Origin of the sequence: Agromyces atrinae (assembly GCF_013407835.1) — a bacterium.
GTDB lineage: Bacteria > Actinomycetota > Actinomycetes > Actinomycetales > Microbacteriaceae > Agromyces > Agromyces atrinae.
In genome coordinates this window covers 1,818,997-1,836,311 of the sequence record NZ_JACCBI010000001.1, presented here as the reverse complement: position 1 = coordinate 1,836,311, position 17,315 = coordinate 1,818,997, and the positions used below count along the sequence as shown (strand labels likewise).

General features: G+C 70.2%; 14 protein-coding genes. 9 read left to right on the top strand and 5 right to left on the bottom strand.

The window, feature by feature from the left end; genetic code table 11:
- Positions 1 to 117: 117 nt before the first annotated feature.
- Complete coding sequence (locus BJ972_RS17560) at positions 118 to 3,888, top strand: rhamnogalacturonan lyase family protein (RefSeq protein WP_129173803.1); 3,771 nt, start codon at positions 118 to 120, stop codon at positions 3,886 to 3,888.
- 105 nt (positions 3,889 to 3,993) lie between these two features.
- Here BJ972_RS17560 and BJ972_RS08710 read toward each other — a convergent pair whose 3' ends face one another.
- Positions 3,994 to 5,175 (bottom strand): ROK family protein, encoded by a 1,182-nt coding sequence (locus BJ972_RS08710; protein WP_129173805.1) that lies wholly within the window; start codon positions 5,173 to 5,175, stop codon positions 3,994 to 3,996.
- Between the two features lie 204 nt (positions 5,176 to 5,379).
- On the opposite strand from BJ972_RS08710, the gene BJ972_RS08705 reads away from it, so the two are divergent.
- Genes BJ972_RS08705 through BJ972_RS08690 form a run of 4 tightly spaced genes read left to right on the top strand, consistent with a single transcriptional unit; the run spans position 5,380 to position 9,444 of the window.
- Positions 5,380 to 6,198, top strand: a complete 819-nt coding sequence (locus BJ972_RS08705; RefSeq protein ID WP_129173807.1) for a sugar phosphate isomerase/epimerase family protein — start codon at positions 5,380 to 5,382, stop codon at positions 6,196 to 6,198.
- Positions 6,198 to 7,337 carry a Gfo/Idh/MocA family protein gene (locus BJ972_RS08700; protein ID WP_129173810.1) on the top strand — a complete coding sequence of 380 codons (1,140 nt, stop codon included), beginning with the start codon at positions 6,198 to 6,200 and terminating at the stop codon, positions 7,335 to 7,337. The genes BJ972_RS08705 and BJ972_RS08700 overlap by 1 nt, the downstream gene beginning before the upstream one ends.
- Positions 7,334 to 8,428, top strand: coding sequence for a Gfo/Idh/MocA family protein (locus BJ972_RS08695; protein WP_129173812.1), 1,095 nt, complete (start codon positions 7,334 to 7,336; stop codon positions 8,426 to 8,428). The genes BJ972_RS08700 and BJ972_RS08695 overlap by 4 nt, the downstream gene beginning before the upstream one ends.
- A complete protein-coding gene (locus tag BJ972_RS08690) occupies positions 8,425 to 9,444 on the top strand; it encodes a sugar phosphate isomerase/epimerase family protein (protein ID WP_129173814.1) in 1,020 nt (339 codons plus the stop codon). Before BJ972_RS08695 ends, BJ972_RS08690 begins: the two co-directional genes overlap by 4 nt.
- 144 nt (positions 9,445 to 9,588) lie before the next feature.
- On the opposite strand, the gene BJ972_RS08685 is transcribed toward BJ972_RS08690, so the two are convergent.
- The gene (locus tag BJ972_RS08685) at positions 9,589 to 10,260 is read right to left on the bottom strand and encodes an ABC transporter ATP-binding protein (protein ID WP_129173816.1); all 672 of its coding nucleotides are present in this window, start codon (positions 10,258 to 10,260) and stop codon (positions 9,589 to 9,591) included.
- A 29-nt stretch (positions 10,261 to 10,289) separates the two neighbouring features.
- The gene (locus BJ972_RS08680; protein ID WP_129173818.1) at positions 10,290 to 11,783 is read right to left on the bottom strand and encodes an ABC transporter permease; all 1,494 of its coding nucleotides are present in this window, start codon (positions 11,781 to 11,783) and stop codon (positions 10,290 to 10,292) included.
- A gap of 162 nt (positions 11,784 to 11,945) precedes the next feature.
- Here BJ972_RS08680 and BJ972_RS08675 point away from each other — a divergent pair, with 162 nt between their 5' ends.
- The 4 genes from BJ972_RS08675 to BJ972_RS08660 are packed head-to-tail and all read left to right on the top strand — an operon-like array spanning position 11,946 to position 15,584.
- Positions 11,946 to 12,671, top strand: coding sequence for a response regulator transcription factor (locus BJ972_RS08675; RefSeq protein WP_129173820.1), 726 nt, complete (start codon positions 11,946 to 11,948; stop codon positions 12,669 to 12,671).
- Entirely contained in the window at positions 12,668 to 14,209 is a 1,542-nt protein-coding gene (locus BJ972_RS08670; RefSeq protein ID WP_241830759.1) for a sensor histidine kinase, read from the top strand. Before BJ972_RS08675 ends, BJ972_RS08670 begins: the two co-directional genes overlap by 4 nt.
- A 24-nt stretch (positions 14,210 to 14,233) precedes the next feature.
- Positions 14,234 to 14,674: an SIP domain-containing protein gene (locus tag BJ972_RS08665; protein ID WP_129173822.1), complete on the top strand. Its 441-nt coding sequence runs from the start codon at positions 14,234 to 14,236 to the stop codon at positions 14,672 to 14,674.
- A gap of 31 nt (positions 14,675 to 14,705) precedes the next feature.
- A complete protein-coding gene (locus tag BJ972_RS08660) occupies positions 14,706 to 15,584 on the top strand; it encodes a phosphatase PAP2 family protein (protein ID WP_129173824.1) in 879 nt (292 codons plus the stop codon).
- A 9-nt stretch (positions 15,585 to 15,593) separates the two neighbouring features.
- Here BJ972_RS08660 and BJ972_RS08655 read toward each other — a convergent pair whose 3' ends face one another.
- Both BJ972_RS08655 and BJ972_RS08650 read right to left on the bottom strand, forming a co-directional pair.
- The gene (locus tag BJ972_RS08655) at positions 15,594 to 16,754 is read right to left on the bottom strand and encodes an AAA family ATPase (protein ID WP_129173826.1); all 1,161 of its coding nucleotides are present in this window, start codon (positions 16,752 to 16,754) and stop codon (positions 15,594 to 15,596) included.
- 74 nt (positions 16,755 to 16,828) lie between these two features.
- Positions 16,829 to 17,305 carry a MarR family winged helix-turn-helix transcriptional regulator gene (locus BJ972_RS08650; protein WP_164989901.1) on the bottom strand — a complete coding sequence of 159 codons (477 nt, stop codon included), beginning with the start codon at positions 17,303 to 17,305 and terminating at the stop codon, positions 16,829 to 16,831.
- Positions 17,306 to 17,315 lie beyond the last annotated feature (10 nt).

Genomic DNA, 17,315 nt, shown 5'->3' with positions numbered 1-17,315 from the left:
TCCGAAACACGTGCCGTCACCGCCTCACCGACGGCCCCGTTCGTCGCGCCTCGCGAAGCGTCCCTCCGGCGCGCCGTGAACATGCCTGCGCGAGCGGAAACGATCACAGGAGATCACATGAGACCCACGCCGCCCGGCCGAACCCGGTCACGATCACGGTCGCTCTTCGCGACACTCACCGCCTCGGTCGTCGCCGCGGCCCTCGTCCTCGTTCCGACGGCTGCACACGCCGACGAGAAGGTCGACCTCGCGTTCGACTTCGGCGGACCGTCATCCCCCGTCGAACCCGGCTGGATCGGCATCGCCGCCGGCTCCACCTACTCGGCCGACCTCGGCTACGGCTTCCTCTCGGGCGGCACGAGCTTCCGCGACCGCGGCGGCAACGGCTCGGCGATGCTCCGCGACTTCGTGAACGGCGCGTGGGAGTTCGCCGTCGACCTGCCGAACGGCACGTACGAGGTCACGACGTGGGCGGGCGACCTCATCGCCGCCAACCGCACGAACCTCACGATCGAGGGTGTGGCGTTCACCGGTCCGCGGACGAACGCCCCCGACATCCACGAGGAGTTCTTCCCCGCCGTCGAGGTGAGCGACGGGCAGCTGAACATCGTCGGCGCCGCCGACGGGCGCATCAACGGCATCCGCGTGCAGACGCCGCTGCCCGCACCCGCCGGACTCGCCGCGACCGTCGACGCCTCGGGCGACCTGTCGGCGACCCTCACGTGGGATGCCGCGCCCGACGCCGTCGAATACAGCGTGCTGCGCTCGGCTCCGGGCGGCGCGCTCACCGAGATCGGCCGCACCGCGTCGACCGACTACACCGACGACACCGTCGGGCTCGGCGAGAGCTACCAGTACGCCGTCGCGACCGTGAGCGCCGAGCGCACCTCGCGCCCGTCGGCACCGATCGACGTGCAGATCGTCGACCCGAGCCTCGAGCGCCCCGCGGCGCCGACCGGCCTCGTCGCGACCGCGACCGAGCGCAACAGCGTGTCGCTCGCGTGGGATGACGACGAGGACGTCGCGCTCTGGAAGGTGTTCCGCTCGACGCGTGAGGACATCCCGTTCGAGGAGATCGCCCTGCTCGAGGAGCCGGCCTTCACCGATGCATCCGTCCTCACGACGCGCCCGTACCTCTACCGGGTCGTCGCGCTCAACGGCGGCGGGACGTCGGACGAGTCGGCGACGCTCGCGACCGAGGCCGTCACGACCCTCGTGCGCGAGGCCGAGTACCTCGACCGCTCGCCCGTCGCCGTGGCCGTCGACGAGGGCGTCTACCTCGGGTGGCGTCTGCTCGGTCTCGACGACCGCGGCCTGGGCTTCGACGTCTACCGCGACGGCGCGAAGATCACCGATGCGCCGATCACCGGTGCGACGAACCTCGTCGACCCCGACGGCACGACCGAGTCGAGCTACCTCGTGACCGCGCACATCGGCGACCGCGAGGTCACCGTGACCGACGAGTTCGGCGTGTGGGAGGACCAGTTCCTCGACGTCGCGCTCGACAAGCCCGCCGACGGCGTCACTCCGTCGGGTGAGAGCTACACGTACAGCCCCGGCGACGCGAGCGTCGGAGACCTCGACGGTGACGGCGAGTACGAGATCGTCATCATCTGGAACCCGTCGAACACGAAGGACAACTCTCAGTCGGGCTACACGGGCATCGTCTACGTCGACGCGTACAAGCTCGACGGCACGAAGCTGTGGCGCATCGACCTCGGCAAGAACATCCGCGCCGGCGCGCACTACACGCAGTTGCAGGTGTTCGACTACGACGGCGACGGCCGCGCCGAGGTGGCGTTCAAGACCGCCGACGGCACGGTCGACGGAACGGGCGCCGTCATCGGCGACCCTTCCGCCGACTTCCGGAACTCCGCCGGGTACATCCTCTCGGGCCCTGAGTACCTGACCCTCTTCGAGGGCGCGACGGGTGCGGCGCTCGACACGATCGAGTACAAGCCCGCCCGCGGCAACGTCGGATCGTGGGGCGACACGTACGGTAACCGGGTCGACCGGTTCCTTGCCGGAACCGCCTACCTCGACGGCGAGAGCCCGAGCCTCATCGTGAGTCGCGGCTACTACACGCGCACCGTCATCGTCGCGTACGACATCGTCGACGGCGCTCTCGTTGAGCGCTGGACATTCGACTCGAACCAGGCCGGCCGTCAGTACGAGGGTCAGGGCAACCACCAGCTCTCGATCGCCGACGTCGACCGCGACGGACTCGACGAGATCGTCTTCGGTGCCCTCACGATCGACCACGACGGCTCGGTGCTCTACAACACCGACCTCAAGCACGGCGACGCGCTGCACGTCGGCGACTTCGACCCTGCGCGTCTGGGCCTCGAGGTCTTCGGCGTGCACGAGTCGCCCGGCACGAACGGCAATCGCATCGCGACGATGCGCGACGCCGAGACGGGCGAGGTGCTCTGGGCGAACTCGGGCTCGCGCGACACCGGTCGCGGCGCGGTGGCTGAGATCGACCCGCGTCATCCCGGATCGGAGGCGTGGTCGCTCTCCGACGGCGGCGCGTGGAACGCCCGTTCCGGCACGCTCAAGACGGCGGCCGGCGAGGAGCTCGGCTCGACCATCCCCGCGGCGAACTTCGTCACGTGGTGGGACGGCGACCTCCTCCGCGAGATCACCGACCACGCGTGGGATGCGACGGCGCTCACGGGCGTTCCGACGATCTCGAAGTGGGATTGGGAGAACGAGCGCGAGGTCGAGCTGTTCCGTGCCGACGGCATGCTCTCGAACAACGGCACGAAGGGCACCCCGGTGCTGCAGGCCGACCTGTTCGGCGATTGGCGTGAAGAGGTCGTCGTGCGGCACGCGTCGGGCGACGCCCTCCGCATCCTCACGACGACGACTGGAACGGAGCACCGCATTCCGACGCTCATGCACGACCCGACCTACCGGCTCGGCGTCGCATGGCAGAACACGTCCTACAACCAGCCCCCGCACCCCGGCTTCCACCTCGGGGTCGGCATGGAGGAGCCGCCGGTTCCGTCGATCGCCTACGTGGGCGCTCCCGACGAGGATGCCACGGCGCCCGTCATCGCGGGACTGCCCGAGGGTCTCGTGAACGCCGCCGACGGTCTGACGCTGTCGATCACGGCGGATGACCCGGAGTCCGGCATCCGTTCGCTCGACGTGACCTTCGACGGCGAGCCCGTCTCGCCCGACGCGGTCATCGACCTCGCGGGCCTGTCGGGCGAGTTCGAGGTGACGGCGACCGCGGTGAACAACGCCGGCCTCGTCGCCGAAGCGCGTTCGAGCGTGCTCGTGGTGCCGGCCGATCAGGCGACGTCGAAGCCCGGACAGGGAACGCTCTCGAACACGAGCGGCTGGGCGAACGGGCTGCACGACGGCAACTTCGACGTCGTGATGAACCTGTGGTGGGGTACCCCCGGCACGCTCTTCCGGCTCTACGAGAACGGCGAACTCATCGAGACGCGCGTGCTGCCGGCGACGGCCGGCATGTCGCAGACGACGGGCGTCACGTTCGACGGCAAGCCCAACGGGCGGTACGAATACACGGCTGAGCTCGTCAACTCGAAGGGTTCGACCGCGACATCCTCGACGGTCGTCGTCGTGAACGCGGCGAACCCCGGCGCGCCCGTGCTGAGCCACGATAACTGGGACGGCGACGGCGCCTTCACCGTCACCGCGAACCTGTGGTGGGGCACGAACGCGACGTCGTACCGGTTCCTGCTGAACGGAGCCGAGGTGGGTTCGGGCGACCTCGTCGCGCGGAGCCCCGGTGCGCAGCGCGCGAGTGTCGAGCTGTCGGGCATCCCGGTCGGAACCCACACGGTGACGGCGGTCTTCGCCAACGCCGCGGGCGAGACCGAGAGCGCACCTCTCACCGTGGTGGTCACCCGCTAGCCGCCCGCCCCACCTGCCCGAGCACCCCGTCTCGGCGTCACGACACGCTGGTTATCCGCGCGATAGCCAGCGTGTCGTGACGCCCAAACGGACGGGGGGTGGGGGTCAGCGGGCGGCGAGGGCGTCGACGCTCGGGGCGTCGAGCACGCGGTGCAGCACGAGGATCGCGGCTCCGAGCACGCCCGCCGTCTCGCCCGTGTTCGACGAGACGATCGACAGGTGCTGCGTCGCGAGCGGGATCGAGCGCCGGTAGACGACCTCGCGCACCCCTGCGAGCAGATGCTCTCCGGCGCGCGAGATGCTTCCGCCGATGATGATGACCGAGGGGTTCAGCAGGTTCACGACCGTCGCGAGCACCTCGCCGACCTCGCGGCCGGCCTGGCGCACGGCGGCGACGGCGGTCGCATCGCCCGCCCGCACGAGCTCGACGACGTCTCGACTGGATGACGCGGCCAGACCGGCCTCGGAGAGCTGGAGTGCAAGTGCCGAGCCGCTCGCGACCGCCTCGAGGTCGCGCTCGTCACCTGGCTGTCGCGGCGAGTCGTGGCTGTACGGCACCTGCACGTGGCCCATGTCGCCCGCCGACCCCTGCGCGCCGCGTTGCAGACTGCCGCCCGAGATGACGCCCGCGCCGATACCCGTCGACACCTTCACGAAGACGAGGTCGTCGACGGCGGGCCAGCTCGAGGCGCGCTCGCCGAGGGCGAGGAGGTTGACGTCGTTGTCGACGAGGATCGGCACGGGGAAGCTCTCGTGCAGGTGTCCGGGCACGTCGAAGCGATCCCAGCCGGGCATGATCGGCGGGTTCGTCGGCCGACCCGACGCGTGTTCGACAGGGCCGGGCAGTCCGATGCCGACTCCGAGCAGCGGCACGGAGCGGTGGGCGTCGAGCAGTCGCGCGCCTTCGGCCTCGACCGCGCCGAGCACGACCTCGGGGCCGTCGGCGACGTCGATCGACTCGGTGGCCGAGCTGAGGATGGTGCCCGCGAGGTCGGCGACGGCGACGGTCGCGTGGCTCGCTCCGATGTCGACGGCGAGCACGACGCCCGCCGCGGGGTTGAACTCGACGCGGGCCGGGGGTCGGCCTCCCGTCGATGCGGCTTCGCCCGCGGGGCGGAGGAGCCCGACCGCGAGGAGCGACTCGACGCGAGCCGCGACCGTCGACCGGGCGAGGCCCGTCGATTCGCCGAGCTCCGAGCGCGTGCGGGCGCGGCCGTCACGGAAGATCTGGAAGAGCTCGCCCGCGCCCGAGGTGCTCGCCGTCGTCGGCCGGGTTCGATCGCTCATCGCGCCAGTAAAACACAGGATGACGGTTCTCTGACGAACACCTGGCAACTTTTGCCGAATGAGTAGCAAAAGTCGCTCAGCCTGTGTGAGAATCGAAGTCGGTGGGCAATACCGACCGGCATTCGCAATTTCGACCTCGCTCGATGTGCGCTCGCCGCGGCAGAGCCCCTCGCCACCGCCGCCGAGAAGCAGAACAGGAACACCGTGACCCCACCCGCCCTCTCCGTCCAGCTCTACTCCGTCAATGCGCCGCTCACGGCCGACCTCGAGGGCACGCTCGCCCAGGTCGCCGCTGCGGGCTTCACGAACGTCGAGGCCTTCTTCTTCGTCGAGCGCGCCGCCGAGCTGCGCGCCGCCTTCGACGCTGCGGGCCTCCGCGCCCCGACCGGACACGCGTCGTTCCTCTCCGACTCGCTCACGGTCGGCGACCAGGTCATCGAGCTGCCGTCGCTCGAGACGGTCTTCGCCGCCGCGAAGACGCTCGGCGTCGACGTGCTCATCGACCCCTTCGTCGCACCCGAGCGCTGGGCGAGCGTCGAGGAGATCACCGCGACCGCCGAGCGCATCAACGGCGTCGCCCGTCAGGCCGCCGAGCACGGCCTCCGCATCGGCTACCACAACCACGCGCACGAGTTCGCGCACAGCTTCGACGGCGTGAGCGGCTACGAGGTCTTCGCCGGCCTTCTCGACCCCGCCGTGCTGCTCGAGGTCGACGTCTTCTGGGCGGCCGTCGCCGGTGAAGACGTCCCCGCGCTCCTCCGCCGTCTCGGCGACCGTGTCGTCGCGATCCACGCGAAGGACGGCATCCTGCCCGAGCCCGGAACGCGCGCCGCCGACGCCCGCATCGACCCCGAGAAGCTCAACCAGCGCCCCGCCGGCGAGGGCGACGTGCCCCTCGCCGAGATCCTCGCCGCCGCACCGAGCGCCGAGTACGCCATCGTCGAGTTCGACCACTACGACGGCGACATCTTCGAGGGCATCGCCGCGAGTGCCCGCCACCTCGAGACGCTCGGAGTCAAGTGATGACGAAGACCGGACCCGTCGGCGTCGGTTTCATCGGAACCGGCATGATCAGCGACACCTACCTCGAGCACCTCACGCGCTTCCCCGACGTGCGCGTGCTCATCCTCGGCGACCTCGACGAGTCGCGTGCCGCGGCCCAGGCCGCCAAGCACGGCGTGCCCGAGTCGGGTTCGGCGGCCGACGTGCTCGCCCACCCCGACGTCGAGATCGTCGTGAACCTGACGATCCCCGCCGTGCACGCCGAGGTCGCCTCGGCGGCCATCGCGGCCGGCAAGAACGTCTGGACCGAGAAGCCCATCAGCGTCGACCGCCAGAGCGGCATCGACCTGCTCGCGCAGGCCGCCGCCGCCGGACTCCGCGTCGGCGTCGCCCCCGACACCGTGCTCGGCCCGGGCGTGCAGACGGCCCGCCGTGCCATCGCGCGCGGTGACATCGGTGTGCCCCTCTCGGCCCAGACCGTCATGCAGTACGCCGGCCCGGACATCTTCCACCCGAACCCCGAGTTCCTCTTCGCGCGCGGCGCGGGCCCGCTCTTCGACATGGGGCCGTACTACGTCACGACCCTCATCTCGATCTTCGGCGCCGTGACGCGCGTCGGCGCCGTGGGCTCGCAGGCCCGCGCCATCCGCACGGTACTCGCGGGCGACCGGGCCGGCACCGAGTTCGCCGTCGAGGTGCCCACGCACGTCAACGCGATCGCGCAGTTCGACGGCGGCGGGGTGAGCCAGAGCGTCTTCAGCTTCGACTCGCCCCTCGCGCGCACGGGCTTCGTCGAGATCACCGGCACCGAGGGCACGCTCGTCGTGCCCGACCCGAACATGTTCACGGGCGAGGTCAAGATCACGCGCGCCGTCAGCTCGGTCGACGCCTTCCGCGGCGAGACCGAGTGGGAGATCGTGCCGACGACGGGCGTCGAGGCCGGCCGCGGCCTCGGTGTGCTCGACATGGCTCGCGCGATCCGCTCGGGCGGCACGCACATCGCGACGGGCGAGCTCGGCTACCACGTGCTCGACACCCTCGTCTCGATCGACGAGTCCGTGCAGACGGGTGCCATGGTCGACGTCGAGAGCACGGTCGCCGACATCCCCCTCGTTCCCGAGGACTGGGACCCGTTCGCCGCAACCATCGACGCGCGATGACCGCGGGAGCGACCACCCCGATCGGCGCCGGCTTCCTGGGCGGCGGCTTCATGGCCGCCGTGCACAGCCGCGCCGCTCGGGCGGCCCGCGCCCGTCTCGTCGCCGTCGCATCGTCAGCCCTCGACCGGTCGGAGGCCGCTGCCGCACAGCTCGGCATCGAGAGCGCCGACGCGTCGGCCGAGGCGCTCCTCGCGCGCGACGACATCGATGTCGTGCACGTGTGCACGCCGAACGCGAGTCACGCCTCGCTCGCGAGCGCGGCGATCGCGGCCGGTCGCCATGTCGTGTGCGAGAAGCCGCTCGCGACGTCAGCCGCCGACGCCCGCCGCCTTGCGGACGAACTCGCTGCGAGCGGACTCGTCGGCGGAGTGCCCTTCGTCTACCGCTACCACCCGCAGGTGCGGGAGGCCCGCGCCCGGGTCGCTCGCGGCGAACTCGGCGCGCTCCTCACGCTCGACGCCGCCTACCTGCAGGACTGGCTGCTCGGTGAGAGCGACGGCAACTGGCGAGCGGATGCCGTCGCCGGAGGCCCCTCGCGGGCCTTCGCCGACATCGGTTCGCACCTCGCCGACCTCATCGAGTTCGTCACGGGGGAGCGGATCGTGCGCCTCTCGGCGCGCACCCGCACCGTCTACTCCGAGCGCGGTGGCGTGAGCGTCTCGAACGAAGACATCGCCGCCCTCGTCGTCGAACTGAGCGGCGGTGCCCTCGGCACGCTGCTCATCTCGCAGATGTCGCCGGGCCGGAAGAACGGTCTCGTTCTCGAACTCCACGGAGCGGCCGAGTCGCTCCGCTTCGAGCAGGAGCGCCCCGAAGAGCTCTGGGTCGGCCGACGCGACGGATCGAGCATCCTGCTGCGCGACGCCGCGACGGCGGCTCCCGAGGCCGAGCGGTTCTCAATCGTCCCGTCGGGTCATCCGATGGGCTATCAGGATGCCTTCACCGCTTTCGTGGACGATGTGTACGCCGTCATCCGTGGCGAGGAACGCGAGGGCATGCCGACGTTCGCCGACGGCGCCCGCGCCGCTGTCATCACCGAGGTCGTGCTCGAATCGGCCGCCACCGCACAATGGATCGAGGTCCCCGCATGAGCACCGACTCCCGTCGGCCCGTCACCCTCTTCACCGGCCAGTGGGCCGACCTGCCCTTCGAGGAGGTCGCCCGTCTCGCCGCCGAGTGGGGCTACGACGGCCTCGAGATCGCGGCGTCGGGCGATCACCTCGACCTGCGTCGGGCCGACGAGGATGACGCGTACGCGGCATCCCGTCTGGAGATCCTCGACCGTCATGGCCTGAAGGTCTACGCGATCTCGAACCACCTCGCGGGCCAGGCGGTCTGCGACAGCCCGATCGACTTCCGCCACGAGGCCATCCTGCGCTCATATGTGTGGGGCGACGGCGACGCCGAGGGTGTGCGCCAGCGCGCCGCGGAGGACATGAAGCGGTCGGCTCGCGTCGCCCGGAAGCTCGGTGTCGACACCGTCGTGGGCTTCACGGGGTCGAGCATCTGGCCGTACGTCGCGATGTTCCCGCCCGTTCCCGCATCGGTCATCGAGGCGGGGTTCGAGGACTTCGCCGCCCGCTGGAACCCGATCCTCGACGTCTTCGACGACGAGGGTGTGCGCTTCGCCCACGAGGTGCACCCCGGCGAGATCGCCTACGACTACTGGTCGAGCGTGCGTGCCCTCGAGGCGATCGGTCGTCGCGAGGCGTTCGGCTTCAACTGGGACCCGTCGCACATGATGTGGCAGAACATCGACCCGGTGGGCTTCATCGTCGACTTCGCCGACCGCATCTACCACGTCGACTGCAAGGACACGCGCCTCCGCCCGCAGAACGGCCGCGCCGGCGTGCTCGGTTCGCACCTGCCATGGGGCGACCCGCGACGCGGCTGGGACTTCGTCTCGACCGGTCACGGTGACGTGCCGTGGGAGGACTCGTTCCGCGCTCTCGAGTCGATCGGTTACGCGGGCCCCATCTCGGTCGAGTGGGAGGATGCCGGCATGGACCGCCTGCACGGAGCGGCCGAGGCCGTCGACTACATCCGTTCGCTCCTGTGGAAGCTGCCCGAGGCATCCTTCGACGCCGCGTTCTCGTCGCAGGACTAGGCCCCACCCCGCCACCTCCCACCCTGGTCCCTCCCTGTTCGCAATTCAGGCTCACGCACGTGTCGCGCCCGCATCTGCCCACGGGCAGATGCGACACACCGTGTGCTGACCTGAATTGCGAACGGGAGGAACGGGAAGGGGGCGTCAGCTGCGCTCGGTGACCGTGCCGTTCTTGAGGTGCAGGCGCCGACCCGCGCGACGCGCGACCGCGGAGTCGTGCGTCACGATGACGAGCGTCAGACCCCGGTCGCGCCACATGCCCTCGAGCAGTTCCATGATGTCGTCGCGCGTCTCCTCGTCGAGGTTGCCCGTGGGCTCGTCGGCGAGGAGCACGTCGGGGTCCTTCACGAGCGCGCGCGCGATCGCGACGCGCTGCTGCTGCCCGCCCGAGAGCTCGCTCGGCATGTGACCGCCGCGATCGGCGAGTCCGACCGACGCGAGGGCCCCGGCCGCTCGCTGCCGACGGGCGTCGGCCGAGACGCCGAGGGGTTCGAGCGCCGCCTCGACGTTCTCCTGCGCGGAGAGGGTCGGTATGAGGTTGAAGCTCTGGAACACGAAGCCGATCTCCCGGGCACGGATCTCGGTCAGTCGACCCGACTTCGCATGCGAGATCTCGGAGTCTCCGAGAGTGATGCGGCCCGACGTCGGCCGGTCGAGGGCTCCGAGCATCTGCAGGAAGGTCGATTTGCCGCCTCCCGTCGGCCCTTGGATCGCGACGAACTCTCCCGAGCCGATGTGGAGGTCGACACTCTTCAGCGCCGTCACGGTGCGGTTCTGCTTGCGGTACGTCTTGGTGGTCTTCTCGAGGGTGTACATGATCTCTCCGATCGCAGTGGGGGTGGGGGTCAGGCGTTCGAGCGCAGCGCTTCCGCGGGTTGCAGGCGCGCGGCGCGCCACCCGCCGACGGCGCCCGCGACGAGACCGCCGAGGACGGCGAGACCGATCGCGACGGCGATGACGCCGACCGTGACGGGGGCGCTCAGTACGACGTCGACACTCGCTTGCGTCGCCGCAGCACCCGGGCCGCCCATCGTCATGCCGCCACCCGGGCCGCCCGCGCCACCAGGCCCGGCTCCGAGGGCGGTGGTCGCGGCCGACGTGCCGCCGAGCACGGGCTGCACGAGGTTGATGACACCGATGCCGACGAGGCCGACGACGAGACCCGCGGCTCCGCCGATGAGGCCCTGCACGAGCGACTCGCCCGTCACCTGGCCGACGATGCGGCGGTCGGACCAGCCGATCGCCTCGAGCGTGCCGAATTCGCGCGTGCGCCTCGTGACGCCCTGCACCGTGAAGAGGATCGCGATGAGGAACGCGGCGGCGAGTACCGCGATCGAGAGCCACAGCCCGAGCGTCGAGACGAGCGACGAGGCCGTGCCGAGCGAGCCCGAGACGCTCGAGGCGAGCTCGTCCTGTGTGCTCACGGTCGTGTCGGGCAGAGCCGCCTCGATCTCGGCGCGCACAGTGTCGATCTCGGTCGACGACGTCGCCTGCACCGAGATCGAGCTGATCATGCCGGCCTCGCCCGAGATGTCCTGAGCGACGTCGAGGGGGAGGTAGACGTCGGCCGCGCTCGCCGCATCCGCCGCGTTCGAGGTGACGACACCGACGATCGTGATGGTCTCGCCGCCGACGTCGATCGTGTCGCCGACCGCGAGCTCCGAGGCCGTCGCATACGTGGAGTCGACGAGAGCGACGCGCTCACCCGCATCCGAGGCGTCGAGGGCGCGGCCGTCGCTGATGGTCGCCGACGAGAGCGGGCCGAGAGCGGATGACGCGGGGTCGAGCCCGAGCACCGAGAACGAGTCGACGTCGAAGGCGCTGCCCCCGGCTCCGTCGGGGCCGCCGCCCACCGGGGGAGCACCCCTCTCATCGGTGGCACCGGCATCCGTGCCCGTATCGGCACTGCGTTGGGGAAGCTCGCCGCTGAAGGTCATGTTGGTCAGCTCGAGGGTCGCGGAGGCGTCGGAGACGCCGTCGAGCGCGAGGATGCTGTCGAGGGCGCTCGCGTCGAACGTCGACTGGCCGAAGCCGGCCGTGAGCCGCGACTGACTGATCGCCGTCGTTCCGTCGGTCGTCTCACCCTCGCCCGCCTCGAACTCGAAGCGCCCGCCGCCGGGTGCCTCGCCCTCGGTCGGCGGGGTCGGCGTGGCCGCGACGGTGATGTCGGTGCCGACGCCGTAGAGCGACTCGAGCACCGAGGCCTGCGCGTCGCGCACACCCGCGGCGATGGAATTGACGATCATGACGAGCGCGATGGCGAGGGCGAGTCCGATCGCGATGATCGTGGTCTGCCGTCGCCGGCCCGACAGCTCGCGACGGAGGTAGGTGAAGAACATGGATGCTCCTGGGGGTCGATGTACGCCAGACGCTAGGCATCGTCGCTATGCCCGCACTCGCGAGCCGCTATCGATCGCCTATGCCCCGCTGCTGCGATGAACCACAGAAAGAGTTGAGGGAATGCATAGGAAGCGCATAGGCCTCGGGGTGATACTGATCGCGTGAGCACCGATATCCGTACCATCGCCAAGGCCGACGGCACTGCCGTCCGCGTTCTCGTCGTCGATGACGAGGCCTCGCTGACCGACCTCCTCAAGATGGCCCTCCGCTACGAGGGCTGGGAGGTGCGTACGGCCGACGACGGCCAGAGCGCCATCCGCATCGCGCGGGAGTTCCGCCCCGACGCCATCGTGCTCGACATCATGCTGCCCGACCTCGGCGGACTCGAAGTGCTGCAGCGTGTACGCGCCGACGGTGCCGAGACGCCCGTGCTCTTCCTCACCGCGAAGGACTCGCTCGACGACCGCATCGCGGGGCTCACCGCGGGCGGAGACGACTACGTCACGAAGCCCTTCAGCCTCGAGGAGGTCGTCGCGAGACTCCGCGGTCTCATCCGGCGCTCGACCCTCACGGCCGCCCGCGAGCCCGTCATCGCCGTCGGCGACCTCACGCTCAACGAGGACAGTCACGAGGTGCACCGCGACGGAGAGCTCATCCCGCTCACGGCGACCGAGTTCGAACTGCTCCGCTACCTCATGCGGAACCCCCGCCGCGTGCTCTCGAAGGCCCAGATCCTCGACCGCGTGTGGAGCTACGACTTCGGCGGCCGTGACAGCGTCGTCGAGCTCTACATCTCGTACCTGCGGAAGAAGGTCGACGCCGGCCGCGAACCGATGATCCACACGGTGCGCGGGGCGGGCTACCTGCTCAAGACGGCGGAAGGATGACGGCGCCCGGCGACCCCGGCTACGCGGCGCGTGCCCGTGCGGCGGCCGGCGCGGGGGAGACGATGAAGCCGCGGGTGGCGCGTCAGCCGTGGACGCTCCGCAAGCGCCTCCTCGCGATCCTGCTCCTCTTGCTCGCCGCGGTGAGCCTCGCCGTCGGCGTACTGAGCGTCGCGATCCTGCATGCCTCGCTCGTCGATCGCGTCGACGAGCAGTTGCGCTCGGCCGTCGATCGCGGTCGTGGAGCCGACATCTTCACCGCCCCGGGCGACCCGGGGAGCGACGCCGGCCCGCTGCTGCGGGTGCCCGGCCAAGCGCCGGGAACGATCGGCGCACTCGTGTACGGCGGAGTCACCGTCTCGTCGGGCTACCTCGACGAAGCGGGACAGGTCACTCGCCTCGACGACGCCCAGCAGAACGCGCTCGCCGAAGTCGTCGGCACCCTCGAGCCGACGACGGTCGACCTCGGCGAGCTCGGCTCGTACCGCGCGTCGTACCGGCCCATCCTCACGAACGGCACGGATGTCGGAAGCAACGGCGCCGCGCTTGTCATCGCGCTCCCGCTCGCCGACGTCGAGTCGACGTCCATGCAGCTCGCGATCACGATCGCCGTCGTCGGCTTCCTCGGTATCGTCACGGCCATCGTCGTCGGCTCCTGGCTCATCAACGGGTCGCTCGCGCCGCTCCGCCGACTCACGCAGACGGCGCGCGAGGTCTCGGAGCTCCCGCTCGACCGCGGTGAGGTCGCGCTCTCGCAGCGCGTCCCCGAGTCGACGACCGAGGTCGGCCAGCTCGGAGCCGCCTTCAACCGCATGCTGGGGCACGTGTCATCCGCCCTCACCTCGCGCGAGGCGAGCGAGCGGAAGGTGCGCCAGTTCGTCGCTGACGCGAGCCACGAACTGCGGACGCCGCTCGCATCGATCCGCGGCTATTCGGAACTCACGCGTCGCAGCGGCGAGACCCTTCCGACCGACGCCGCACACGCCCTCGGCCGCATCGAGTCGGAATCGGTGCGGATGACGGAGCTCGTCGACGACCTGTTGCTGCTCGCCCGACTCGACGAGGGGCGTGAACTCGATCGCTCGGCCGTCGACCTGTCCGCGATCGTCGTGGACGCCGTGAGCGATGCGGCCGCCGCCGGTCAGGATCACCACTGGGACCTCGATCTGCCGCCGGAGCCCGTCGAGGTCGTGGGCGATTCGCCGAGGCTCCGCCAGGTGCTCGGCAACCTGCTCGCGAACGCCCGCGTGCACACGCCCGCCGGCACGCGCGTGACGACGACGCTCGCGGTGGATGACGGTGTCGTGCACCTCGTCGTCGCCGATGACGGCCCCGGTATCGACGCCGCCGTGCGCGAGAGCCTCTTCGAACGGTTCGCGCGCGGCGACTCGTCGCGTTCGCGTGCGGCGGGCTCGACGGGACTCGGCCTCGCGATCGTCGAAGCCGTCGTTCACGCCCATCACGGCACGGTCAGCGTCGAGAGCGAACCGGGCGATACGAGATTCATCGTGAAATTGTCAGGTTCAGGACTGGACGCTTAGGTAAGCCTTACCTAGAGTAGAGACGTGCCCTTCTCTCAGAACTCCGATCCTGCCGTCTGCGACCAGCGTTCGCGCTACGTGCTCGTCGCCGGTGACATCGGTGACATCGACGAGATCCGGCAGGTGCTGTCCGACCTCCCGCGCGATGCCTACGGTCGCGTGATCATCGAGATCGCCGCTCCGTTGCAGGTCGTGCCGCTCGATGCCCCTCCGCGCGTGGCCGTCACGTGGCTCCGCCGCGACGAGCGCTCGAGCGTGTCGAAGGTTCGTGCGGCAGCCGAACGCGGCGAGACGCTCGTGCGTGCCGTCGATGCGTGGCTCGACGAGTGGATGCGTGCGTCAGACGACCCGTCGAGCGAGTACGTGCTGTGGATCGGTTCGCACGCGAGCGAGGCTGTCAACGAGTTCTGCGTCTCGCTCGCCCACGAGCTGCGGGCATACAGCGCTCCGGGTGCCACCGCCTGATCGGACGAGCCGCACCGGTAGCATTTCGGGCATGACGAACGTCCTCGCCCAGCCCGTGACCGCATTGCTGGGCAGAGCTCGTCGGCGATGGATCGTGCTCGCGGTGGCCGCACTTCTGGCGCTTGCTGCGATCTACGTCGCAGCAGTTCTGACCCCGCTCGGTCAACAGCTCGAGAATGCCGCGCTGCGCGGTGCGGATCAACAGGCCGCGGAGACCTTCCGAGAAGCGTCGGAGCGACTCGGCCTGATCACGGTGTGGAGCCTCGCTGCGGCGACACTGGCCGTCGGCGCGATCGGTCTGCTGCGCAGGAAGCCGCTCCTCGCTGCCGTCGCCGTGGGTGTGATCGTCGTCGGCCAGATCGTCACGCAGACCCTCAAGCGCTTCGTCCTGCCGCGCCCCGAGCTCGTCGAGGTCGTCGGTGACTACACGGGAAACTCGTTCCCGAGCGGACACACGACGATCGCGATGACTGTGCTCGTCGCCGTGATACTCGTGGTTCCATTCCGCTTCCGCGGACTCGCATTGCTCGTCGTGATGACGTGGGCGACGAGCATCGGTGCGTACACGATAGCGGCGAAGTGGCACCGTCTCTCCGACACTCTCGGTGCCGATATGGTCGCGCTCGGTCTCGGGTGCGTCGCTGCGCTCGTCCTCGTCCGAACGGGCCGGGTCGTCATCGTCGACGAGAAGCGGAGACTGCGCGTCGTCTATGTCGTTCTCATCGGCGGACTCGGTCTGCTCACGCTCGGGCTCGGGCTCGTCCTCGGCTGGAGCGCCTTCGCCTTCGACATCACCGATCCGACGATCGAGTGGAATGCCTACCTCGCGGCAGCCGCACTGGCTTCAGCCGGATCGATCGGCACGGCACTCGTCTACTGGTGGTCGTGGCGGAGGCTTGAGGCGGCGTGACCCGCGGGGTCATCGCTCACCCCAACCCCACGGCGGCCCGTCGAGCACGCCGAACCCGTCGATCGTCGTCTCGCCGAGCTCTTTGACGAGTCGACGTTCGACCCCGCCAGCCGCCGTGAGGGCATCGATGAGCGTCGCCGCGTGCGACACGACGAGCACCTGGGTGTCTGCCGCCGCGGCGGCGATCAGTTCGCCGAGCCGGGGGAGCAGGTCGAGGTGCAGGCTCGTCTCGGGCTCGTTGAGCACGAGCAGTTCCGGCGGCCGCGGTGAGAGCAGCGCGGCGACGAGCAGCAGGTAACGGAGCGTGCCGTCGGAGAGTTCGTCCGTCGCCAGATCACGGAGCATGCCGGGCTGAGCGAGGTGCACGCTGAAGTAGCCGTTGTCTTCGCGGACCGACACCGTCGACCCGGGGAACGCCCGATCGATCTCGGCGTCGAGCCGATCGCGGCGACCCGATTCGATGATCGTCTGCACCGCCGCCGCGAGATCGTCGCCCGAGTGGTCGAGCACTTCCGTGCGGGTGCCGAGTCGGGGCGAGCGGACCGGAGCATCGCGGTCGGTGCGGAAGTTGTCGTAGAAGCGCCAGCCGCGCACGCGGCGCCGCACCGAGAGCACTTCGGGGGCCGCGTCGTCGTCGGCGATCTCGGTGAGCACGCTCTCGAACGGCGCGATGCGTCGGGGCAGGGTCGACCAGGCATCATCGCGTACCCGAACGGCGGCGTTCGCACGATCGACGAGGAGTGTGGCCGGGCGGGCGACCGCTCCCGCGAAGATGAGCTCGCGCTTGATCTCGGGGTCTCGGGCGAAGAGGCTCCGCGGCCCGTTCTGCGTCGGGAGGCCGAGATCGATGAGATAGCCGAGGTCGTCGCTCGCGAAGCCGAGCTTCAGCTCGATGGGGCGTGAGCGCCGCGTGCCCTGCACGGGAACGTCGCCCGCGCGCATCGCCCGGCTCACGTTCTCGGGGCCGGCCCAGAGCGTCGACCCGAGGCCGCCCTCACGCGCGAGCCCCGCGACGATTCCGCCCGCCGCCGTGCTCGCGAGCAGGCGGAGCGATCGATAGAGGCTCGACTTGCCCGCGCCGTTCGCGCCCGTGATGACGGTGAGCCCGTCGAGGGGCATGACGAGGGAGCGGAGGGATCGGTAGTTCGCGACGGCGATCGTTTCGAGCATGCCGTCAGTCTGCACGAGGCATCCGACAGGGATCGGGCCCGCTCCGACGGGGAGCGGGCCCGATGCCGCCGCGCTCAGTCGCGAGCGATGCGGGGAATGGGCGTCTCGGCGAGCCGGCCGAGCATCTCGGCGAAGTGCTGCAGCTCCTCGGGAGTCCACTCGTGCAACCGTTGGTTCAGGAGCGCCTGGTTCGTGGCGCGCACCACGCCGATGCGTTCGCGGGCGAGCGGGGTCGGGCTGAGGATGCGGGCTCGGCCGTCGGACGGATCGGGTGTCGACTCCGCGAGGTCGAGCTCTTCGAGGGTGCGCACCTGGCGGCTCATGACGCTCTTGTCGATCGCGAGGAGCTCGGCGAGGGCGCCGGCGTGGGCGGGGCCCGAGTTCACGAGCGACGCGAGGATCTTGTACCCGATCGGCTGCAGATCGGGGTGGATCGCCGCCGCCGACTCCTTCCACATCGAGCGGGCCCGACGGAAGAGTGTTCCGAGCTCTTCCTCGACCGAGGCGATCGCTCGCGCGTACTCGGCCTCGGTCGGGGTCTCGCTCGTCACAGTCGACATT